Below are 19,479 nucleotides of genomic sequence, written 5' to 3'. Positions count from 1 at the left end.
CTATCAGGCGCGACGGCGGAGTTGCGACTTTTTTGGCGGTGGCGGGTCGACTGGGAGCTCGGTGATGATAGACGTGATTTTCAGTGTAACTTCCACTGGCTTGCCACTCTTTTCGATGATGGCGATATCACCCGAGTAAATCTCTCCACCAGCAAATCTCTTCTTCACCCCAGCCTTGTCCGTTCGGAGAAAACGAAGGATCTGATATCGTTCCCCATTCATTTGCAGATAGACGGTTTTACTATCAGCTGGAAATTCATACAACAACTTTGGTGCATGAGCCATTGTGATACTACCTCACTTCAAAAGGACATGACTCATGTATCGCATGCGGCAAAGCGTGCGTCAAGGTGGGTGTAATGGGGATACGGTGAAGAATCGAGAAAAGAAAACAGCGCCCCGCGGAGTGATACCCGTGAAGCGCTTTCGGCAATGCTGCCCGATGACGTTAGGCAGCCAACTGATCCTGGCCTTTCTGGCTGACACGGGCGATCCACATCCCGGGCGCATCAGATTCCTCCTGGAACCCATACTCCATGAACAGTCTCTTGAGAAGCCGGCGTTTAGAATCTCCGGCACTGAGATGAATCAGAATAGGTTTCATCTCTTCTCCTCCCGCCGCCATCAAGCGGGCAAAACAAACGATGCCTTTCAGCATCGCCCCGTAGACCTGGTCTGTCAAGACCGAGATCCGTGGGGCGACACAAAAATCCTCTACCATGAAGCTCTCACTCCAGAGACTGGAGCAACGTCCGACTGTTGCCGCCCCGACGAGCAGTCGACCGTCTGTTACGAGAAAGATGATTCCTCCATTCTGGATGAAATTGTAGTACGTCCACTCCTCTTCCAAAGGCGGGGAGTTATCCCTCAATGTTTCCTTCAGTGCCTGGAGTTTTAGTTCGAGTACAGCGGTGCCTGACCAGACTCCTTTTGACACCATTCTTACCACATGCGTCTTGAGATCCGGCTTGAGAGAGGCAATCGCCATTTTATTTCCCTACCTTTCTTGTCTTGGTAAATTGTTAAAACAACGAGAAAACCATTTGAACATTCTATATGAATATGTTATATTTGTCAATCGAAATGTATCAAAATCCCTGAAATAAGCCACATGCGCGCTATTTTCAAGCAGACCGCGGCCGGGGTTGGACTCATTATCATCGTGTTCATCGTTCTCAGCACGCTTCGCCTCGTGTATTTCATGCCGCTATCGATCAAATGCCAACAAACGGTCCATTGGCCCGGGGAAACGCCCCATGGGGCCATCTGGGAGCGAGAGACCGTACATTGGGACCATGTTCCGGACGGCTACACCACCCTGGTCGGCTGGGTCAATGCAGCCTCTGCCGTCCCGTGCGCGGATGAGACCGCTGCCACACCCCGGATCGAAATTCGGGTATTCCGCATCATTGCCATAGACGGCACTGGTCGAGAAACCATCTTGACTGAGATTGATCCACGCGACCCCCATTCATTTGTCGGACGGCTCTTTCCTCGTGTCCCGAAGTGGTTCGGGGAGACCAAGGGGCGCGACGAACGAAATATCGCATCACCTCTGGAAGATCGGCTCTCGCTCGACCTCGGCCAAGTACCGCTTCGAATCTATCATGCCTGGACCAAGCCACGCCTCCCGATAGATCCCACGATGACGTATGTGTTGGAAATCGAGGCCAATATCACCGAGACCGCCAGGCTCCAGTTTGGTGTTGACTACTGGCGCGATACAACGAGTGATTACAATGGCTGGGATGGGCAATGTGTCCATTCTGCAAACTGCGAGGGCTGGGTGAGCGATTGGCAAGGCGACACGGATGGAGAATTCCGTACCTTCCGAGCGCCCGCGGCAGTCACCGTGCCAGCCGTCGTGACCGGCACCCACTGAGATCAGATACTTGTCACCGTCAGGAGGGGTGTGCTAGTGTGGGCTGCTATGAATCGACCCTCGCTCACCCAATTTCTCAGTCGTGTGCAGGAAACCGCCTCTCTTTGGCGGCCTACCTTGGTCGAGGTTTTTCATGATTTTCAAACCATCTTTGCCAAGCTGTGGGGCTCTCTCGCCGGGCTGCCGAAAATCACCGCCACCCTTGGTTGGTTGACCCTCTTTATGGTCAGCGTCGCGGCGGGCTTCGGTCTGAAAGTGTTGACCCAATCCAGCCTCACGATCGGCCATGAGGATTATCGGCTCGTCCCAGCCGAACGGCTCTATGCGCTGAATGCACTGCGTGAACGGGCGCTCGCCGCTGGAGCAAACCTCACGGTCAAAACCCGGGCTGAGTATCCGGCCTGCACGGACGAAACGGGGCTTCCTTCACTCTAAATCACCGTAAGCTACATTCTCTTTATGAACTTCATGAATTGGGGAGGTGTGAAACAGGGCTGGAGACGTTGGACAGGGGACCCAAAAAATCTGTTGGCAGGACTTGTTCTGCTCGCGGGTCTCTTCGTCGGAAGCCTCTTCGTCGATCTCGGCCAGCTCATCACGGGTGCGGGCTTTTCGGGACCAGCCATCCGATCGCACGATATCCTCGTCACGGGTGGCAAGACCTGGGTCGGCTATACCGAACCCAAGGTGTCACTGCGGATCGTCAATGATGAGCAGTGTGCCACGTGTGATCCGAGTGAAGCCCTACTCTGGCTCCGACGCATCGTACCGACTGTCGAGGCTGAGCGTGTCGATATCTCGACTGAGAGAGGGAAGCAACTCGTGGAGTCACTCCATCTCGTGACCGTGCCGGCATTCATATTTGATGATACGGTCAAGGAAACGGAGTTTTATACTCAAGCCGAACCGCTCTTCCACGAAGTCAACGGGACACACGTCTTTGATATGAACATGATCGGCATGCCTATCGGGCGCTACCTGACGGCACCGGAAACGGGGGCCGGGGATATCGTCATCGGGGACTCGGACGCTCCGGTGACGCTCCTTGTTTTTTCTGATTTTCAATGTCAGTACTGCCGGGAATATCACGCGACCTACAAGAAACTCCTCGCCGAATACGGAGACCGGCTCAGACTTGTCTGGAAGCATCTGCCGCTCGCTATTCATCCGCAGGCGACCAAAGCAGCCGAGGCAGCCCAATGCGCCGCGGCCCAAAATCAATTCATGCCCTACGCCGACGTCCTCTTTGCGCGCCAGAACGAATGGGGGAAGATTGGCGGCGAACGACGTTTCAAGGAGTATGCGTGGCGAGTGCGTGGTATGGATGGCCAAGCTTTCACCCGCTGCCTTGATGAGAAAACTTCAGTTGCGAAAGTTACCGCCGATTCCAAGCTCGCCGCTGATTTCCATCTCGAATCTGCCCCCGCCACCTTCGTCAATCGGGAATATATCTCTGGAGCGGCACCCTATGCCGAACTGAAAGCCCTCATTGAATCGACTCTCGCCGAATGATGAACAGACGCATGCTCTCGAGAATCTGTACACCTTCAGAGAAGCTTCGGACGGCTAAATCCACCAACTGAGCCACCGTCTGAGGATTCCCTCCCAAGGCAGGAAGGGAGCTGGAGACCTGCGATTACCCTGTTACACTTTTATCGGAGCCGATGACCAGGATTGAACTGGTGACCTACGCGTTACGAGTGCGTCGCTCTACCAACTGAGCTACATCGGCAAGAGAATTCTAAACATTATTGTCAACATCAGTGTGACGGGGCAAGCGAGTGCGCCGCTCCCCGTCCGCATGACTCGTTTGCTCGTCAAACGTGTCGGGCAGGTACCTGCCTAACGCTAAGCTGGCAATAACGCCTCTTATCCTAGCAAATATCTGAGAAGAATCAAGCTGACATGGTAAAATAAAAGTGAAATTGATGTAAGCGTGTACTTTATGGATGAACTGAAACGACAAATTGCCTTGCTTGAAACCCAGTACGCCCGCCTGCGGGACTATCTTTGACTGGGACGGAAAGCGGACTGAAATCGCCCGACTCCAAACGGTCAGTGAACAGCCGGGGTTTTGGGATACACCCGAAGCGGCCGCCGCGACGATGCAGACACTAGATGGTTTGAAGCAGGAAATTGCCCGTTTCGAAGTTCTCTCTCGCTCACTTCAAGATGCTGCTGAGTTATCGGGCATGGCTGATCTTGAGGAGAAAGACATTCAGTCATTGGAACAAGACGTCCAGGCGATCGGGGAACAGCTCCGTGAATGGGAGTTCCAACTCTTGCTCGGTGGCGTTTATGATCACGCTGACGCAATCCTGACGCTCCGAAGCGGAGCTGGCGGGACCGAAGCTCAGGACTGGACGGAGATGCTGCTCCGCATGTATTTGCGCTATGCTGAGCGCCACAGTTTCCGTTCGACGGTGCTCGATGAAAACCGTGGCAATGAAACCGGTCTGAAAAGCGTCACCGTCGAGATCCGGGGACGCTATGCCTACGGGTATCTGCGCGGTGAGATGGGGGTGCACCGGCTCGTTCGCCTCTCACCCTTCAATGCCAATAATCTCCGCCAGACGTCGTTCGCCTCGGTCGAAGTCATGCCTGTCCTACCCGATACCGACCGCTCTATCGAGATCAAACCCGAAGAACTGCGCGTCGACACATTGCGTGCATCCGGAGCCGGTGGGCAGCACGTGAACAAGACCGAATCCGCCGTTCGACTGACCCATCTGCCGAGTGGCATCGTCGTCGCGTGCCAGAGCGAGCGCTCTCAACTGCAGAATCGCGATCAGGCAATGAAGCTCCTCAAATCGAAACTACTCCAGAAACGTCTAAATGATGAGGAGGAGCGTAAGGCAGCGATTCGGGGTGAATTCAAGTCTGCCGGCTTTGGTAACCAAATCCGATCTTATGTCCTCCATCCGTATACGCTGGTGAAGGATCATCGGACCGACACTGAGACGAGCAATACCCAGGCCGTACTCGATGGTGACTTGGACAGTTTCATCGAAAGTGAGCTACAATATGAGCAAAGACAGAAAAAATAACTCCATGCCCAAGACTGAAGGACAGCCGATAGTTGTTTTTGAGAATGTGACCAAGGATTACCCTGGTGGCGTCAATGCGCTGTACGGAGTGTCATTCACGGTGTTTCCGGGCGAGTTCATCTCACTCGTGGGTTCGAGCGGCGCTGGGAAATCTACCCTCCTGAAGCTCATCTATGCTGAAGCGGAACCGACCGATGGCACCGTGTACTTCAAAGGGCGACCGATCAAAGACATCAATCGTAAGCATCTGCCGTATTTCCGACGCAATATCGGCACCGTTTTCCAGGACTACAAACTTTTGCCGCAAAAAACAGCCTTTGAGAACATCGCCTATGCGCTCGAAGTCGATGGCCGAAGCGCCAAAGAAATCCGTGAGGAGGTAAGTGAGCTACTCGAAATCGTCGGCCTTGGGAACAAGGGCCACAAATTTCCACGTGAGCTTTCGGGTGGGGAGCAGCAGCGTGTCGCGATCGCTCGGGCCCTTATTCATCACCCACAGATTATCTGTGCCGATGAACCAACCGGCAATCTGGATCCCGTGTCGACCCGTGAGGTGACTGATCTCTTGCTCGAGATCAACTCGTACGGTACCACCGTCATCATCGCGACTCACAAGAACGAAGTCGTCGACCAACTCAACAAGCGCGTCATCTCGCTCGTCGAGGGGCGACTCCGGCACGATGAAGCGCGCGGGAAATACAATATCAAACTCTAATTATGCAACGGACACTGAAACTCTGGCGCACCTTTCGAGAGGGACTGACGAATTTCCGGCGCAATGGTTGGCTGTCTTTTGCGACGATTACGATTCTCTCGCTTTCACTCTTCATCATTAGTTTTGCTGGTCTGATCACGATCGGTACGCGGCTCATCGTGAACAATCTTGAGAATCGGATCAGTATCACTGTCTCGTTCAATCCGGATGTCACCGAAGAACGCATGGTCGAAATGAAGCAGTATCTGGAACGGGCGCGTGAGATTGCCTCGATTGAGTATGTCTCTCGCGAACGGGCGCTCGAAGACTTCCTCGCCAACAATGGCGCTGACCCCGTTATCCGCCAAGCGATCGACGAAATCGGGGAGAACCCGCTGCTCGCATCACTCGTCATCCGAGCCAAAAACCAAGCTGATTATGAGAAAATCGCGACCTTTCTCGAAACCTCTCCGTATCAGGCGGATATTAACCGGATTAATTTCGAAAAGAACCGGAGGATTTTCGAGCGCTTGAACGCTATCGGACAAGCTGCTCGCAAGTTTGGGATCGCGCTTGGGAGCGCCTTCGGACTGATCGCGGTTCTCATCACCTTCAATACGATCCGGATCACGATTTACTCTCACCGCCAAGAGTTCGAAATCATGCGTCTCGTCGGTGCCTCCAACCTGTATGTGCGGATGCCGTACATCTTTGAGGGTATCCTCTATGGACTGTTCGCGGGAGTCGTGTCGGTAGCCCTCGTGGCTTCGGCCTCGTATGGCTTGGCCGGTTTCACCCAGGGTGCCTTTCCTCAAGGCAATATTTTCCAGGTCTTCCTCGCTTATCTCCCAACCCTCTCGGTCGCAACCATCTGCCTCGGTGTTTTCCTCGGGGTCATTTCGAGCTTCATCGCGATTCACCGTTACCTGAAGACGTAGAGCCTATCGTTTTTGCGGTCTGCCGACTTGATTCGGATATCATTTTCCGCTAGGATAGGGGAGTCTTTTTGAACAGAAGTTCGAATGAGGAAAGGGGGTCTCATGGCTGTAGAATCATGATGCCGAGCTCATGATTTTTGATTCCTTATTCTTGATTCGAAGCTATTGGGGAGTAGCCCGTCTCACCCTAGGGTGAGCCGAGGCAAGCCAAGCGGTTTATCTCGGCTGAATGCAATGAAGACGGATAAGGCAGGGGCCCTATGAAAGGACATGTCTATAATATTGCTCAGTCAGAAAGATCATCGTACATACGTTGGATCCACAACCGACCTAAAGCGCCGATTAGACGAGCATAATGCTGGCAAAAACATTTCTACAAAAAATCGCCGTCCCTTCATCCTTGCGTATAGCGAAGAGTATGATAATCTCATTGAAGCCAGAAAAAGAGAACTATTCTTGAAGTCGCGAAGTGGACGACGAGCGATACAGAGACAGTTTCAAGAGAACAACTAAGCACCTAACATTGGGGAGTAGCCAAGCGGTAAGGCAGTGGGTTCTGGTCCCACCATGCGAAGGTTCGATCCCTTCCTCCCCAGCAAATCATTTTACCTCTATGTATCACAATATAGCTCCAGAAATTTTTAGAAAGAGGCTCATCATCGAAGGAAAGTATGGAGCCAAAATTACGAGCTTAGATTTTCTTTATAATTTTCTTTTAGATTTCACCGAGCAGATTAAAGACCCTGATAATATCATCAAAGGACTACGAGGTCCTTTTGTTTTTGATTATGCTTTCAACAAGAAAGTAGAAGAGAATTCTTCCTATGATGGATTCATCGTTTGGAACGAAAATGAAGTAAGTACCTATGTCTGGAATGATACAAATTTCTTTACGGTAGACATCTATACTTGTTCTGATTTTGATACCAACAAAATAATTGATTTCGTTTCAAAAAAGTTTGAATGTAGTGAATTTACTTGGCATGAGCTACCACAATCATCCCCATTTCAGGATAGTAAGGCGGTGGAAATAAAAAAGGTAGATGATTTACTTGGTTCGGGTGTTTTTGCAAAAGAATTTATTCCCAAGGAAACCAGTATCGCCTATATTGACGGGGAGGTCATTTTTGCGGAGAAAGAATCTGACATCGCCAAGACACACAAAACTGCCAAGGATCACGCCGTCCCATTTAGTAAGTATTTTTATAGAAATGCGTTCAATACTATTGCAGTAAAAATAAATCATTCGTGCGAACCGAACTGCTACGTAAAAGATTTGTTTTCCGTCTGCACGATGAGAGACATCGAGCCCGGCGAACAACTCACTCTCTCCTATAGCCTCTTCTGTAATTCCGATTGGCAGGTACCTGGTGGCAAATGTTTGTGTGGATCTAAAAATTGTTTTGGCGATATTCTCCCCTGGCGGAAACTCCCGAAAGAGTACAAATTAAAGTATCTCCTCTATACGGCTGACTGGATTTTATTCGAAGAAATGAAAAAGAATGGTTTTATCGATAAACTTAAAAGTTTGCTTGATTAGCCGAGTAAATAAGTTCCAACTTCGTCCAATAGGTTCAGCATTTCCGAAAAATCACCCGTTTTGGGTGCTTTTTTGTTATGCCGTAAGGCTTTTTGTAGCTGACGGTATCCACAACTTTCTCTTTGATTTCAAGGTTCCAAAGTAACCTTTTCAGAACAATTGTTTTCCGTTCACCAATAGCACTGACAAATCCTTTTTTGGCTCTACTTCATCATCGGAAATAGCCAAAGCACAGCGTGTTTGTGAATACGCTTTTATCCGATCTCGTAATTCTTTGATAAATCTTTGCTTCATTCCCCAGAGAATAAAATTCTGGGAAACGAAAAAACCAACCCCTAATTGAAGATGGTTTCTTAAGTATCAAATAGATTTAAAAAATCACACAGAGCGCTCAATCAGCATGAGGTTCCCTATGGAATATGTAATATGAGCCTTTAAGTAGAGTTGAAATGGATCGGGCTGCCCGGGTCCTAGAATAGGTTGTTCCTTTGGGACTTATTAGTATAGTTGATCCGCCCTTTGTGGCCAGCAAAAAATAATATAATTTGCGGGATTTCGGTTTTTAAGTTTCCAAGTAGAACCTACATCACTTTAAGTCCCATGTCAACAAGCGAGACATTTGTTTATTATCATTTTTAGGTCTAACATAAGTTTCAACAGTTTAAATTTAGAGCTATGGCAGAAGAAGCGGCTATAAGCATTGATCCACGAATTTTCATATCTGAGCCCTATATTACTTGTCCGAAGTGTTCAACGAAAAACTTTGGGGTTTTAATTATGACGGGTGGCAATGATAACTATACCCGTCGATGCACTAAGTGTTGGTATTCCCAAAGGTTTGATTTACCTGTACTTGAAAAACACATCATCTATCTCGATCAATTTGCAATAAGCAATATGATGCTGGCGCTTAATGCGAAGCTTGGGAAAACAGAAAAGGTAGATAAGTTTTGGTTAAAGCTATTTGAAAAACTTGAGAGACTGCATAGACTACAATTAATTGAAATTCCTGATTCTACTTTTCACAGAACTGAATCAAAATTAGGCAAATATGCACCCTTGAAAAAAATGTATGATCACTTTTCTGGTGGGACAACATTTTTAGATGCACCTACAATTAGAAGGTTTCAAGTTGCATCGAAGTTTCGAAAATTAGGGGGCGAGAAAGATACTGAAATAACAAAAGATGATGTTTTAGAGAACAGCCATGGGAGCTGGGGAGGCAGAATCTATGTGACAGTTGACTCTAAAGTAGATCCGAAAGATGTGGAGGCCGAGAGAAACGCAAGAGAAAGGATTGCTGATTCCCTAAAAGCAACTTTCGAGAGGTGGCAAAAAGAAAAGGGTATGGCTTTCCCTGATTGGTTCAAGGAAGAGGGACTGGCATGGGGAAAAGCAATGTCACAGAGGTATGCTCAGGCTTTAGTAAACTACGGACAAGCCATAGAAAATGGCACATCAGCATTTGATCCATCAACTTTTTTTGAGTTCTGGGATGAACAGGTTTTGGTCCATAGTTTGATAACATTTGCTCCGGGAAAAGATAGACACGAAAAATTTATGGCAGTAGTAAACTTTCTTTCCTCAGAAGAAATGTTAGATATTCCATTTAATGAAATTGCTGCATCTTTGTGGGCAGCAATTGCCCATCAGGCTGCGCATGGAGGACGAAAGTTACCGCCAAACAGGGGTATGGCTAGTGATGTGGAAATGATTTCTACACTATTACCTTATGTGGATGCGATGCTTGTGGACAGGGAAATGGCTGGTCTCCTTAGCTTTGGTGATGTTCAGAGAAAAATAGCTAAGTATGACACAAAAATTCTTTCACTTGCCGATAAAGAAGACATTTTTGGTTACCTTGATTCGATAGAGGCTAAAATGACACCGCAACATTTAAAACTTGTTGAAGAAGTGTACGGGAAAGACTGGGTGAAGCCATATTTAGAGATGTATGAATAGGATCAATATGAATCAAAGACCTAGTAAAAAAGAGGAGCTCTTTCTACAGTCGTCTTATGATGCTTTCTTAGATATTTTCGAGGAAATCAGCAAAGATTCATTTTGGAGCAAAGATCCATACTACAGATTAAGCAGGATGCGAGATGCTATTCTTATCTATTCAGAAATTCTTGAGTACGAACCAGTGGGGTGGTTTCTGGATAATCTAAAAATAATCAGGCCACCGCTAGAAGCAGAGCTTTCAAAAGAATATATACTTTTTGTAAGAAATATCCTTGTACATTTCCCATTTTATAAAAGTTGGGATGAAATAGCATTTACTAAAGAAATGATAAACTGGTCAAAACCTGGGAAATCTATCGATAATTTTTTATCCAGATTTGCGGGTGAAAAGGAAATTAAATATCGGATGTGGAAGGAAAAAAGTAAGACGATGCTGTATTTGAGTATAAACTTCCCAGCAGAATATAAGGATGATACTGTAATTAGACTTAATCAGTTCATGCCGGAAAAAGAGGGTTTTTTGTTTATTATATCCCTGATGTATCGAGTACTTATGAGTCAGGTAGAGAAAATCAAATAAGTTCCAACTTCGTCCCATAGGGACAACAAATAAAATTATGAATATAGGAGAATTTCCAAAAGCAACAGATCCGAAACAATATGATCTTCCTGAGACGCAGTGGCACTTGCGTGGAGCGGAAGATTCACCTTCTCGCAAATACTTGCGAGAGTCTTTGGATTCGTTTGTCGAAATTGATGCGATAAAAGATAAAAAAATACTAGATATAGGATCAGGAACAGGTCACCTTTTTAACTGGCTCAAAGAGAAAGGGGCTAGCGATATTCAAGGTATCGATCCATCAGAAGCAAATATAAAAACAAGTACAGAAAAATATCCATGGGCAACTTCACATCTATCTACGCTCAAAAAGTTTTCGGAAACAACGAAAGAAAAGTTCGACACGGCTTTTGCGGTGATGGTCATTGAACACATCGAAGACCTGCAAGTTGCTTTTCAAGAAATTAGTCAACTTCTTGCGGATAACGGAAAACTTATTCTTGTTATGGGAGATAAAGACGATGAACTCTCTTCTGAGACCGGTCAAGGAAAACATATTGTTATGGCTGAAATCGTCCGTCAATTAGCTGATGGAGCCATAGAAGTAAAGATAGAACGGAACCTCGGTGGCGGTGTTACCAGTACTATTTTTGATATTCTGAGACCAGTTGAATCAGTTCGAGAATCAGCAAACGTAGCCGGTTTTGAACTAATCGTAGAAAAACCTATTATGAATAAATCAGCATCTAAAAGCGGAAAACCAATATGTCATATGCTTTCATTTATTAAGCGTCAAAATTCGAAATAAAATTTCCAACTTCGTCCCAGAGCCTCAGCTTTTGTAAACGGAAATACCCCTTGTGGGTGTTTTTGTTTATAATGGAAAGGTAAGGGATCGAACAGGGAAAGGCCTGCCTGCCGGTAGGCAGGGGTCGGGAAAACGGGAGTTTTCCCGTGGCGGAGAGCAGCGAGTCTGCGAGTGTTGAGAACCGAGGGGTTCTCAAAGAGCGAAGCGAGTAAGATTCCCTTCCTCCCCAGCTGATAAATTTAATAAATGGAAGAAGTCTCTAAATCACTAGAAATTGCTCGCACTTTTCTTGGAAAAAAAGTTCAGCTTGAATTTGACCAACCAATCGGCTCCTCATACGAGCCTCATAAAATTGATTCCTACCCTGTAAATTATGGGTATGTACCCCATGTTTTAGCTCCTGATGGAGATGACCTGGACGCCTACTTCTTAGGCGCTAATGAACCACTCACAAAAGTGGAGGGAATTTGCATTGCTATAATTCATAGAAGAAATGATGATGACGATAAGCTTGTGGTGGTTCCAGAAGGAATAGCCTATTCTGATGAAGAAATCATGAATCAAGTTGCTTTTCAGGAGCATCTATATGATAGTGAAGTCGTGAGATAAAAGTTCCAACTTCGTCCCAGAGTTGCAGCAAATGTATTTCAAACATTATGAATTACGACATTCCATCCCAAGCACCGACCCCAGAAAAAGGCCCACGGTTTCTTACACTTCAAGAAATCCAGGAGCAGCTGAGAGTCCGACTTGAGAAATTGACCAAACAAGAAAGCCTCCGGGAGGTGCGGGTTCAGAAAGACGAACAAGGTGGAGTGTTACTGTATGAAGTGGCCGTAACCGGTCTGGATGGAAACGACGCGCTCTATACATACCGACGGGTAGGCGATCGATCCCTGTCGACGAATATCGAAGTCGCATACTATGCGGGCGCATTCCTGGATGATCCCAATGAAGATCGGTGTACTGGCGGTGCTACTTTTTCTACGTACGATGAAGCTACTGGCAAATGGACCGATCAGTGGACCGATGAGGAGGTGCAAGAGACACTATCATCTACCGCTCATCGAACAGCGCCAGTGATCATCGAGGGCAGCGCTGTAGAAGTTGCTCCAGAAGGAGCCAAGAGACTGACCTTTGTGCCCGCCGATAGCGAGTCAGCCGGGCACACAGCAGAAGAAGCCAAGGAACGTACCACTTTGTCTACTGGTGGTGAGTTGGCGGAATTCCCAGAGGGGGAGGGCTTGATCGAACGTATTAGGACCCCCGAACTGCGACAGCTTTACGCGGCATTTGATCAGGCAGAGGCCATCTTTGGAACCGTGGATGTTGCGACTTTCATCTATAAAGAGGTGGAGGACATCCACGAGGCAATGCGGATGAGATCGCTGGCCAAGCCGTTCCTCGAGAAGACTATTTACCCTGAACTCATACGATTAAACAAATCGGGGTCACTCTCCGAGCCACTCTCACAATGGAATCCAGAGGGCGACCTCACGGAAGATGAATTCGATGAACTGAACCTTCGAAGAAAGAAACTGTCAAACGTGATTGGCATCCTCCATAAGGACCCCGCTACAGGAAAGCTGACTATCCGGCATACCCTGAATGATATCTAGCCCTTCAGCCATACCCTCCGTTGAGGTGGGGTAGTATCCGTGTGCTACAATCGGATTATGGAAAGCCGTCGGTTTTTTTGTTACACATAAACCAATGAGTCTGAAGCGCGTATGGAAACCCCCATTCAATGGCATAGCGGGTACAGTGTCGGCATTCAAGTGATCGACGAGCAGCATCAGCATATGATCGAGATTATCAATGCGCTGTTTCAGGAATTACTGACGTCGACCTCCGAGATCGACCTGACGCAGTTCTTCGAGGATGCCGTCAACTACGGAGAGTATCACTTTCAGACTGAGGAGACATTTTTCTCACGGTATGAGTATCCGGAAAAGGAACAGCATCTCGCTATTCATCAGGCCTACAAGAAAAACCTCAATGGTCTACTGCTCAAGACGGGCGACTCGCATGTCCGAGCTGAAGAGCTTCTCGATTTTCTCGAAACATGGTGGGTTGAGCATATCACCGGAATGGATCAGACTTTACGCCCACTGATCGGAGCAGAGGCTGCGACGCTGTGAGGCAAGCGCTCACAAGAGTATAGAGGGAGAATACGACCGCTGAATATACGATATGAATCACTGGGAGACCCCGGAACCACCCGAAGACCGGTACACCAAGGCCCGAGGCATCGCCCGCGATCTCGAACTGCTCCCAGAGCACGGTCAGTTGAACGAGTTTCGCACACTCAGGATTCTCGACACGCTCAAGAACCAAGGATTGCTCAGTGAGGCTGTCGACCGGGTCAAGCAACGCTTCGAGAAGGAGATGCATGATATGCGAGATGACTTCGGGGAGGATTGCTGGGAACTGCTCGCTGTGCTCGAGCTCTTCGATCCCGAGACGGCGCAGCATTGCATCAGCACCTATGAGATAGCTCGGGAAAAAGTCGAGAAGGTGCTCTGGAATGGTGTGGTGCTCGCTGATACCTTCCGGCAAGAGAGTGTTGATCTTCGTCAATTTTATCGCGCCTGCCTCCTGCATGATATCGGCAAGATCGAGGTACCACATGCTGTCCTCGGGAATCACGTACCAGATGCACGCTGCGCCGAGATCTTGTTCGAACACCGAGATGATGTGTTGCTTCCACGCCTCAAGGAAAAGTTTGGCGAACAGTTCGCATTACCGGACGCTATCCAGGATTCTCGGACTTTGTTGCAGTATCTCTATACGACCCTGCATCTCCGCCCTCAAGAGATCACGCCTGTCTGGCTCCTCCTCGACCAGCCACTCGACACTGAAATAATCGAGCAGCTCGCTCACTGCGGCTGTTCGCCCGAAGACAGCCTACTCAAAATCATGCGGACCCATGACGCGTACTCCGAAAAGATCCTCACTACACTCGGCTACGGTGTCGAGGGCGAGATCGCCGGAGCCCATCACCAGCACTCGAGCCAGGATAAGAAGTACCGGATTACCGTCGGGACGATGCGGGTTTCAATTGATCTGGCCGACATCATCCATCTCGCCGATGTTGAGAATGCGATGCTGAGCAAGCGCCATTACAAAGAGAGAGGAACGCCACTCAAAGCCCTGCAAGTCCTCGCTCTGCATGCCAAACAAGGGTTGATTCAGGACTATATCGCCTACCTCTGGATCGCGGATGAAATGCTGGAGCTAGAGACAGCTCGGCTGGACACTGGCGACCGTGCGATATACACCTCACTGGCTGCTTTCCTCGATATGAGCCGGAATCGGCATTTAGGTTGGCCTGATTGGAGAGCGAACTTTGAGCCGCTCAAAATGGCCGCCTAAGCATTGTCATGAATCAGCATCCCTTGACGAAATAAGGGAGATATCCTATAACTTGAAGTACCGGCGCTTGGTCCGGATTTTTAGAGAAAAGGAGCACAAAGTGAAGAGCATTACTTTTTTGAGGGGAGTGACGGTGGTGGTAGCGGTCATCACCATTAGTGGCTGCGCGCAAGTTGGGGGCCTCGCCCAAGCCGTGGGCGGTGGACTCACCAACTATAGCCAAAAAGATCCAGACTCCTTCATCGGAAAGGCGGCTGGAGTCGGGGGCGGCGTCTACACGGCTGCAGGGAAATACGTTTCCGGCGAGACTGAAATGACTGCAGCACCAACAGTAGCCCCTGTGAGGGGAGGCAAGAAGAAGTGATGCATCGTCCCTCACTCCGCAATACTGAGGAAGGCCGCCACGAGCTGTCTTCCTCTCTTCATTTTCTAAACCCTATATTTCATCCTCAGCAGTTTCGCCTCGAGCCGCTTTGACCGACAGAGAGAGACTTTCTTTTTTTTCACGATAGCTCTCGGCCTCTTTCCGAACCGCTTCGGGCAATGCCGCGAGCACCGTCTTCAGTGCGACGCCGTCAACCTTCACGACATTTTCCCATTCACCGATAGGGGAGAGGAGGGCACGGAGTTTCGCCTCATCATACGTGTACGAAGTCCGCACTGATTTCCCGATAATGCCAGTCGAACCGAAAAGTCGTTCGACCTGTTCCTGTTCCATGTACTTCATGATTTCTTCCTGGAGCTCGGCCAGCCGCTTCTTATCACTTGTCATCTGTGACCGAAGTACGAGAAACTCCTCGATCGTTCGTTCGGCCGCGCTTTTCTCAATTGGGTCTTTGGGGAGCACTTTGAATTTGTGTTTCCACAGGGGACAGATCGGTTGGAAGCTGCACCAGTCACAAAGCGGGGAGAGCGTCGGGGCGAAGTGTCCTGCCTCGATCGATCGGATGACTTCGAGGAAGGTCTGATCAAGGGCCTCGAGCTGTTCCCGCGTCCGCGTGGAGGATAGCTTCACGCCATGCTTGAGGAAATAGAGACTGACCGTGATCTGGTCGAGCCGTTCCCATTCCTTGGGGTAGCGGTCGAGGAATGCGCGCAGGTAGATGGAGAGCTGCAGGTCATTGTCGATTTTGTCCTGGCTCGGCATTTTCTTCGTCGTTTTGTAATCGATGATCTCGTAGCCATTGCTGGTTCGATCGATACGATCGATCACGCCCGCGATGATATGTTTGCCCGTGGCTTCAGTGCCGATCTCGATCGAGAAGCGGCTCTCCAGGGCCAGGGGATTCGCCTCGGAAATGCTATTCGCTTCGTAGTACCGCTGGATCATCTCGACTCCTTGGACGAAGGCCGCGCGTTCCTCCAGCTCATCTTCAAACAAATCCCCCTTCCAATGCTTACCGAAGTGGTCGATCGCCTGTTCGACGGTCGGCGGGATGAGCGCCGGCTCATGGATGAATTTCATCGTCGCGTGGATGAGTGTACCAAACACGGCTTCCTTGGATTTTTCCTCAGGGAGTTTGTCGATTTCGCGGTATTTGTACTTCAGGGCGCAGCTCTGGTATGTATCCAGGCTAGAATACGAGAGTCTCATAAGGGTATTATAGCGCACCGACGAAAAGAGTCCTTCTAGGAAACGCCTATTGACTAGGCTATGCTAATATGTTAGTATAGGGTTTCTTTGACAATTTTCAACCACCGAAGGAGAGCAGCATGGCAACGTTTCGTAGAGAAAGTATCGCCAGTCAGCTATTTTACGCCTTGCTTGGGAGGGACGATTTCTCTCCTGGGCCAGGTCCGCAGGTGATCGAGAAAGCGTCGTCGCAAGTCGAACTTGATCGTCGCGACTACGACAATCGGGTTCTTGCTCGAAAAGTGAGCAAACTGGAGGAGGAGATTAAGGGTTGGAAGCAAACCTACATCGCACTCGAACGAGTGGCGATGCTTGAGCCACTCACCGGACTGTTCAATCGGCGTGGCGGTGAATATGAGTTCGAGCGAGCCTTGGCATCCTACAGGCGGCACGAGCACAATTGTGACCCAGCGACTCTTCTGTGGGCCGATGTCTCCGTCATTGTCGTCGATATTGACAAATTCAAGCAAATCAATGACGTCTATGGCCATGATGCCGGAGATCGAGTGCTCGTAGCTATCGCGAAGCATCTCGGGAGGGAGTTGCGTGCGGATGACATCGTCATCCGATGGGGCGGCGACGAGTTTGTCGTCTATGCCATCGGGGCAACACAAGATGCCATCTTGAAACGAGCTCAGGATCTGGTGAAGGCTCTGGCGGCCGATGAGGAACTGAAAATGGCCGGTCACCACGCCACCTGTTCCATAGGGATCGCTCATGGGAAATTCCGAACTGAGCGGGGAGCATGGGGATTGATTGGTCTACTCAGGCGAGCGGCTGATGAGGCGATGTACGAGGCCAAGCAAGCAGTCGGTCCCGGCAGTTGCATCGCTACCGCACCGGATAGCATCACCGTGGAGTGACATCCCTGATCCTTCGGAAATAAGAATGCATATTGACCGTCCACATGTATCACTAGTGGACGGTCGCTCTTTTTACTTTACACGTCGTCTTATGTAACTTATGAGACATGTTAGAGAGAGCTCAGGATCGCGGGTCGGGCTCGGTATGTAAAGTATCTCCCTTCATCTCACCATCTTCTATCCGTTATTCTTTTCGTTTTGCTTCTGGATGATCGTGACCGTACTTCTACCTCTCCCCTCTATCTATGTGCTGCACACGAGTGGAAAATAGCATGCCTGTTTTCTTTGAACAGTAACCGATGGTATTCGCCCAACCCTATCTGGCAATATTTCATCGAAATTCTGGGTACATCCATGCACCCCTCACTCCCCTCTTTTTCCGAAAAAATCCGCAGGGGAGCCAGCGCAGTTTTTTATTTTTAGACCACTCGATCAAGACGCGCAGCGAATTTCTCTAGATCGCGCCGAGTTAGATCGGTCATGTCGAGATGGAACGCATCTGAGAGCAAATACCAACCAACACCCGCCCCTTCGTTCACATGCTCTGGTAAGAATTCTTCTTTGACGCGACAACAATACACATGGCGCATTGTCTGCCGCTCTTCATTCAGATACGTATCGAGCGCCTCAACCAGGTTGCTCGAGAGCACATAGCCGATCTCTTCGCTGATCTCTCTCACAAAAGCAGCCAGCGGGGACTCGTCCGATTCTACGAGACCCGTGAAGAAGGCCCACTTGTGCGGGTTGATCGTGGTCTGACCATCACGCTGATGGAGGAGCACTCTCCCCGTCCCAGGGCAAAAGAAAAAACCGGCGACTGCATGTGGCAACGAGGGATCATCACCGCTGATCGTAGTAGTCATAGCTCTTACGGGAGATAGACTTTGGGATTGACGGTCGCACCGACTGGAATGTCTTTCAAACTACTCACGATCTTTGATGGTACGATATCAAATGATTTGGCCGAAAAGACGGTGAAATGGACATGTGGTCCAGTCGAGTTACCGGTATTGCCAGACTTCGCGATCGTGTCTCCCCGCTTCACCTTGTCGCCAAGCTTCCGCGTGACGGAGCTCAGGTGCCCGTACATCGTCACCAGACCATTGCCGTGATCGACAGCGATGTAGCGGCCATAGGCATAGCGCCCGTTGTTGCCGATAGCGATGACTTTGCCGTCAGCTGCAGCGAGCACACTCGTACCAGTGGCGGTTCCAAAGTCGATACCGTTGTGGAATCCTGACTTATAGAAGTTTGATTTCTTAGCGAAACTGGTCTTGCCATACCCTTGGGTCTGAATCGCGTTTTTTAGCGGATAACTCAGGAGTCCCTTGCTGAAGGCAGGTATATCCTTCGTGTCGAGCGCATCAATTTTTCCCGATTCGATGGATTCGATTTCATTTTCGATTTCCTCGCGTTGTTTTTCTAGGTCATCGACGAGGGCATCGTACTTCTGTGCCTCCGACTGAGTCTTGGCCAAGAGCTTGGCTTTACTTTCTTTAGTCGAGTCGAGCCTGGCATCCTGCTCTTCGAGTTGAAGCCGAAGTGTATCAGCCGCCTTCTCTTTGTCGAGGAGCGCCGCATGTTCGCTCTTCAGACCCTCACGCAATGACTTGAGTGATGAGAGCACCTCGCTCACCTTGGCGCCCGTTTCCGATTTCCATTCGCTTTCCTGAAGCGGATTGGCGACGCGCGACGCATTCACGATGAACTCACTCGGGATGAGCGTCGACTGATCCGCGTAGTAGCCCCGCATGATTTCCGAGAGGATGTCTCGCTGCTTCACGATGAAGCCCTCTTTCTGACTGATCCGTTCGGCGAGGATCTGAACATCGGATTGGATTTCCGCCAAGGCCTGCTGATTCTGGCCGATCTGCAACTCGAGCATCTTTGCCTGCGCCTCGAGTCCTTCGATCTGATCACCGAGCACGGCTCCCTGTCGCTGCTTCAAGCCGACAATTTCTTTGTAAGCCTTAATCCTGGCCTTGATATCATCGAGCTCATCCTGTCGGTCATCGAGCGCGTCCTGTTGCTCGGCGGTGAGCGTATCCAATGTATCCTCGGCCCGCACACGCTCACTGAGTGTCACTGTCCCGACAAGAAGCAAACAGAAAGAAGCCCAAAGACTGCTGCTGAGAAGGGATGTCTGGAGTGTTTTTTTGCGAGACATGGTGTTTT

Annotated in this window: 22 protein-coding genes and 2 tRNA genes; 18 read left to right on the top strand and 6 right to left on the bottom strand. The window is 49.4% G+C overall.

Annotated elements, in window-relative coordinates:
- Nucleotides 1-3: 3 nt before the first annotated feature.
- Together IPJ68_02380 and IPJ68_02375 are read right to left on the bottom strand one after the other, a co-directional pair.
- Nucleotides 4-285, bottom strand: coding sequence for a hypothetical protein (locus tag IPJ68_02380; GenBank protein QQR79096.1), 282 nt, complete (start codon nt 283-285; stop codon nt 4-6).
- 163 nt (nt 286-448) lie between these two features.
- On the bottom strand, nt 449-988 hold the full coding sequence (locus tag IPJ68_02375; protein ID QQR79095.1) for a hypothetical protein: 540 nt from the start codon (nt 986-988) through the stop codon (nt 449-451).
- Between the two features lie 123 nt (nt 989-1,111).
- Here IPJ68_02375 and IPJ68_02370 point away from each other — a divergent pair, with 123 nt between their 5' ends.
- From IPJ68_02370 to IPJ68_02360, 3 genes are read left to right on the top strand one after another with little or no spacing between them, the layout of a single operon-like run.
- Nucleotides 1,112-1,882 (top strand): hypothetical protein, encoded by a 771-nt coding sequence (locus IPJ68_02370; GenBank protein QQR79094.1) that lies wholly within the window; start codon nt 1,112-1,114, stop codon nt 1,880-1,882.
- Nucleotides 1,883-1,930: 48 nt separating this feature from the next.
- A complete protein-coding gene (locus IPJ68_02365; GenBank protein QQR79093.1) occupies nt 1,931-2,317 on the top strand; it encodes a hypothetical protein in 387 nt (128 codons plus the stop codon).
- A 24-nt stretch (nt 2,318-2,341) separates the two neighbouring features.
- Nucleotides 2,342-3,394 (top strand): thioredoxin domain-containing protein, encoded by a 1,053-nt coding sequence (locus tag IPJ68_02360; protein QQR79092.1) that lies wholly within the window; start codon nt 2,342-2,344, stop codon nt 3,392-3,394.
- A 147-nt stretch (nt 3,395-3,541) separates the two neighbouring features.
- Here the strand turns inward: IPJ68_02360 and IPJ68_02355 are convergent.
- Nucleotides 3,542-3,614, bottom strand: a tRNA-Thr gene (locus IPJ68_02355).
- Nucleotides 3,615-3,849: 235 nt separating this feature from the next.
- Here IPJ68_02355 and prfB point away from each other — a divergent pair.
- The 14 genes from prfB to IPJ68_02285 all read left to right on the top strand — a co-directional run bounded on the left by prfB (nt 3,850) and on the right by IPJ68_02285 (nt 15,172).
- Complete coding sequence (gene prfB, locus IPJ68_02350; GenBank protein QQR79091.1) at nt 3,850-4,929, top strand: peptide chain release factor 2; 1,080 nt, start codon at nt 3,850-3,852, stop codon at nt 4,927-4,929.
- 28 nt (nt 4,930-4,957) lie between these two features.
- Nucleotides 4,958-5,644, top strand: coding sequence for a cell division ATP-binding protein FtsE (gene ftsE / locus IPJ68_02345; protein QQR79243.1), 687 nt, complete (start codon nt 4,958-4,960; stop codon nt 5,642-5,644).
- A 2-nt stretch (nt 5,645-5,646) separates the two neighbouring features.
- Nucleotides 5,647-6,561, top strand: a complete 915-nt coding sequence (locus IPJ68_02340) for an ABC transporter permease (GenBank protein ID QQR79090.1) — start codon at nt 5,647-5,649, stop codon at nt 6,559-6,561.
- 270 nt (nt 6,562-6,831) lie between these two features.
- The gene (locus tag IPJ68_02335; GenBank protein ID QQR79089.1) at nt 6,832-7,074 is read left to right on the top strand and encodes a GIY-YIG nuclease family protein; all 243 of its coding nucleotides are present in this window, start codon (nt 6,832-6,834) and stop codon (nt 7,072-7,074) included.
- Nucleotides 7,075-7,085: 11 nt separating this feature from the next.
- Nucleotides 7,086-7,157 (top strand) — tRNA-Gln (locus IPJ68_02330).
- A gap of 17 nt (nt 7,158-7,174) precedes the next feature.
- Nucleotides 7,175-8,101: an SET domain-containing protein-lysine N-methyltransferase gene (locus IPJ68_02325; GenBank protein QQR79088.1), complete on the top strand. Its 927-nt coding sequence runs from the start codon at nt 7,175-7,177 to the stop codon at nt 8,099-8,101.
- A 675-nt stretch (nt 8,102-8,776) separates the two neighbouring features.
- The gene (locus tag IPJ68_02320; protein QQR79087.1) at nt 8,777-10,063 is read left to right on the top strand and encodes a hypothetical protein; all 1,287 of its coding nucleotides are present in this window, start codon (nt 8,777-8,779) and stop codon (nt 10,061-10,063) included.
- Nucleotides 10,064-10,070: 7 nt separating this feature from the next.
- Nucleotides 10,071-10,646 (top strand): hypothetical protein, encoded by a 576-nt coding sequence (locus tag IPJ68_02315; protein QQR79086.1) that lies wholly within the window; start codon nt 10,071-10,073, stop codon nt 10,644-10,646.
- Between the two features lie 37 nt (nt 10,647-10,683).
- Nucleotides 10,684-11,433, top strand: coding sequence for a class I SAM-dependent methyltransferase (locus IPJ68_02310; protein ID QQR79085.1), 750 nt, complete (start codon nt 10,684-10,686; stop codon nt 11,431-11,433).
- 246 nt (nt 11,434-11,679) lie between these two features.
- Complete coding sequence (locus IPJ68_02305) at nt 11,680-12,042, top strand: inorganic diphosphatase (GenBank protein ID QQR79084.1); 363 nt, start codon at nt 11,680-11,682, stop codon at nt 12,040-12,042.
- Between the two features lie 47 nt (nt 12,043-12,089).
- On the top strand, nt 12,090-13,052 hold the full coding sequence (locus IPJ68_02300; GenBank protein QQR79083.1) for a hypothetical protein: 963 nt from the start codon (nt 12,090-12,092) through the stop codon (nt 13,050-13,052).
- 111 nt (nt 13,053-13,163) lie between these two features.
- Entirely contained in the window at nt 13,164-13,574 is a 411-nt protein-coding gene (locus IPJ68_02295; protein QQR79082.1) for a hemerythrin family protein, read from the top strand.
- A 52-nt stretch (nt 13,575-13,626) separates the two neighbouring features.
- Nucleotides 13,627-14,808 carry an HD domain-containing protein gene (locus IPJ68_02290; protein QQR79081.1) on the top strand — a complete coding sequence of 394 codons (1,182 nt, stop codon included), beginning with the start codon at nt 13,627-13,629 and terminating at the stop codon, nt 14,806-14,808.
- 52 nt (nt 14,809-14,860) lie between these two features.
- A complete protein-coding gene (locus tag IPJ68_02285; GenBank protein QQR79080.1) occupies nt 14,861-15,172 on the top strand; it encodes a hypothetical protein in 312 nt (103 codons plus the stop codon).
- A 72-nt stretch (nt 15,173-15,244) separates the two neighbouring features.
- Here IPJ68_02285 and IPJ68_02280 read toward each other — a convergent pair whose 3' ends face one another.
- Nucleotides 15,245-16,402 (bottom strand): PD-(D/E)XK nuclease family protein, encoded by a 1,158-nt coding sequence (locus tag IPJ68_02280; GenBank protein ID QQR79079.1) that lies wholly within the window; start codon nt 16,400-16,402, stop codon nt 15,245-15,247.
- Nucleotides 16,403-16,521: 119 nt separating this feature from the next.
- On the opposite strand from IPJ68_02280, the gene IPJ68_02275 reads away from it, so the two are divergent.
- Nucleotides 16,522-17,304 (top strand): GGDEF domain-containing protein, encoded by a 783-nt coding sequence (locus IPJ68_02275; protein QQR79078.1) that lies wholly within the window; start codon nt 16,522-16,524, stop codon nt 17,302-17,304.
- Between the two features lie 419 nt (nt 17,305-17,723).
- On the opposite strand, the gene IPJ68_02270 is transcribed toward IPJ68_02275, so the two are convergent.
- A complete protein-coding gene (locus tag IPJ68_02270) occupies nt 17,724-18,167 on the bottom strand; it encodes an NUDIX hydrolase (GenBank protein ID QQR79077.1) in 444 nt (147 codons plus the stop codon).
- A gap of 5 nt (nt 18,168-18,172) precedes the next feature.
- The gene (locus tag IPJ68_02265; protein ID QQR79076.1) at nt 18,173-19,471 is read right to left on the bottom strand and encodes a peptidoglycan DD-metalloendopeptidase family protein; all 1,299 of its coding nucleotides are present in this window, start codon (nt 19,469-19,471) and stop codon (nt 18,173-18,175) included.
- Nucleotides 19,472-19,479: the final 8 nt, after the last annotated feature.

This window comes from Candidatus Moraniibacteriota bacterium (genome assembly GCA_016699425.1).
Taxonomy (GTDB): Bacteria; Patescibacteriota; Minisyncoccia; order Moranbacterales; family UBA1568; genus SSEF01.
The sequence above is the reverse complement of the archived record's forward strand: the minus strand, read 5'-3'. Positions and strand labels throughout refer to the sequence as shown.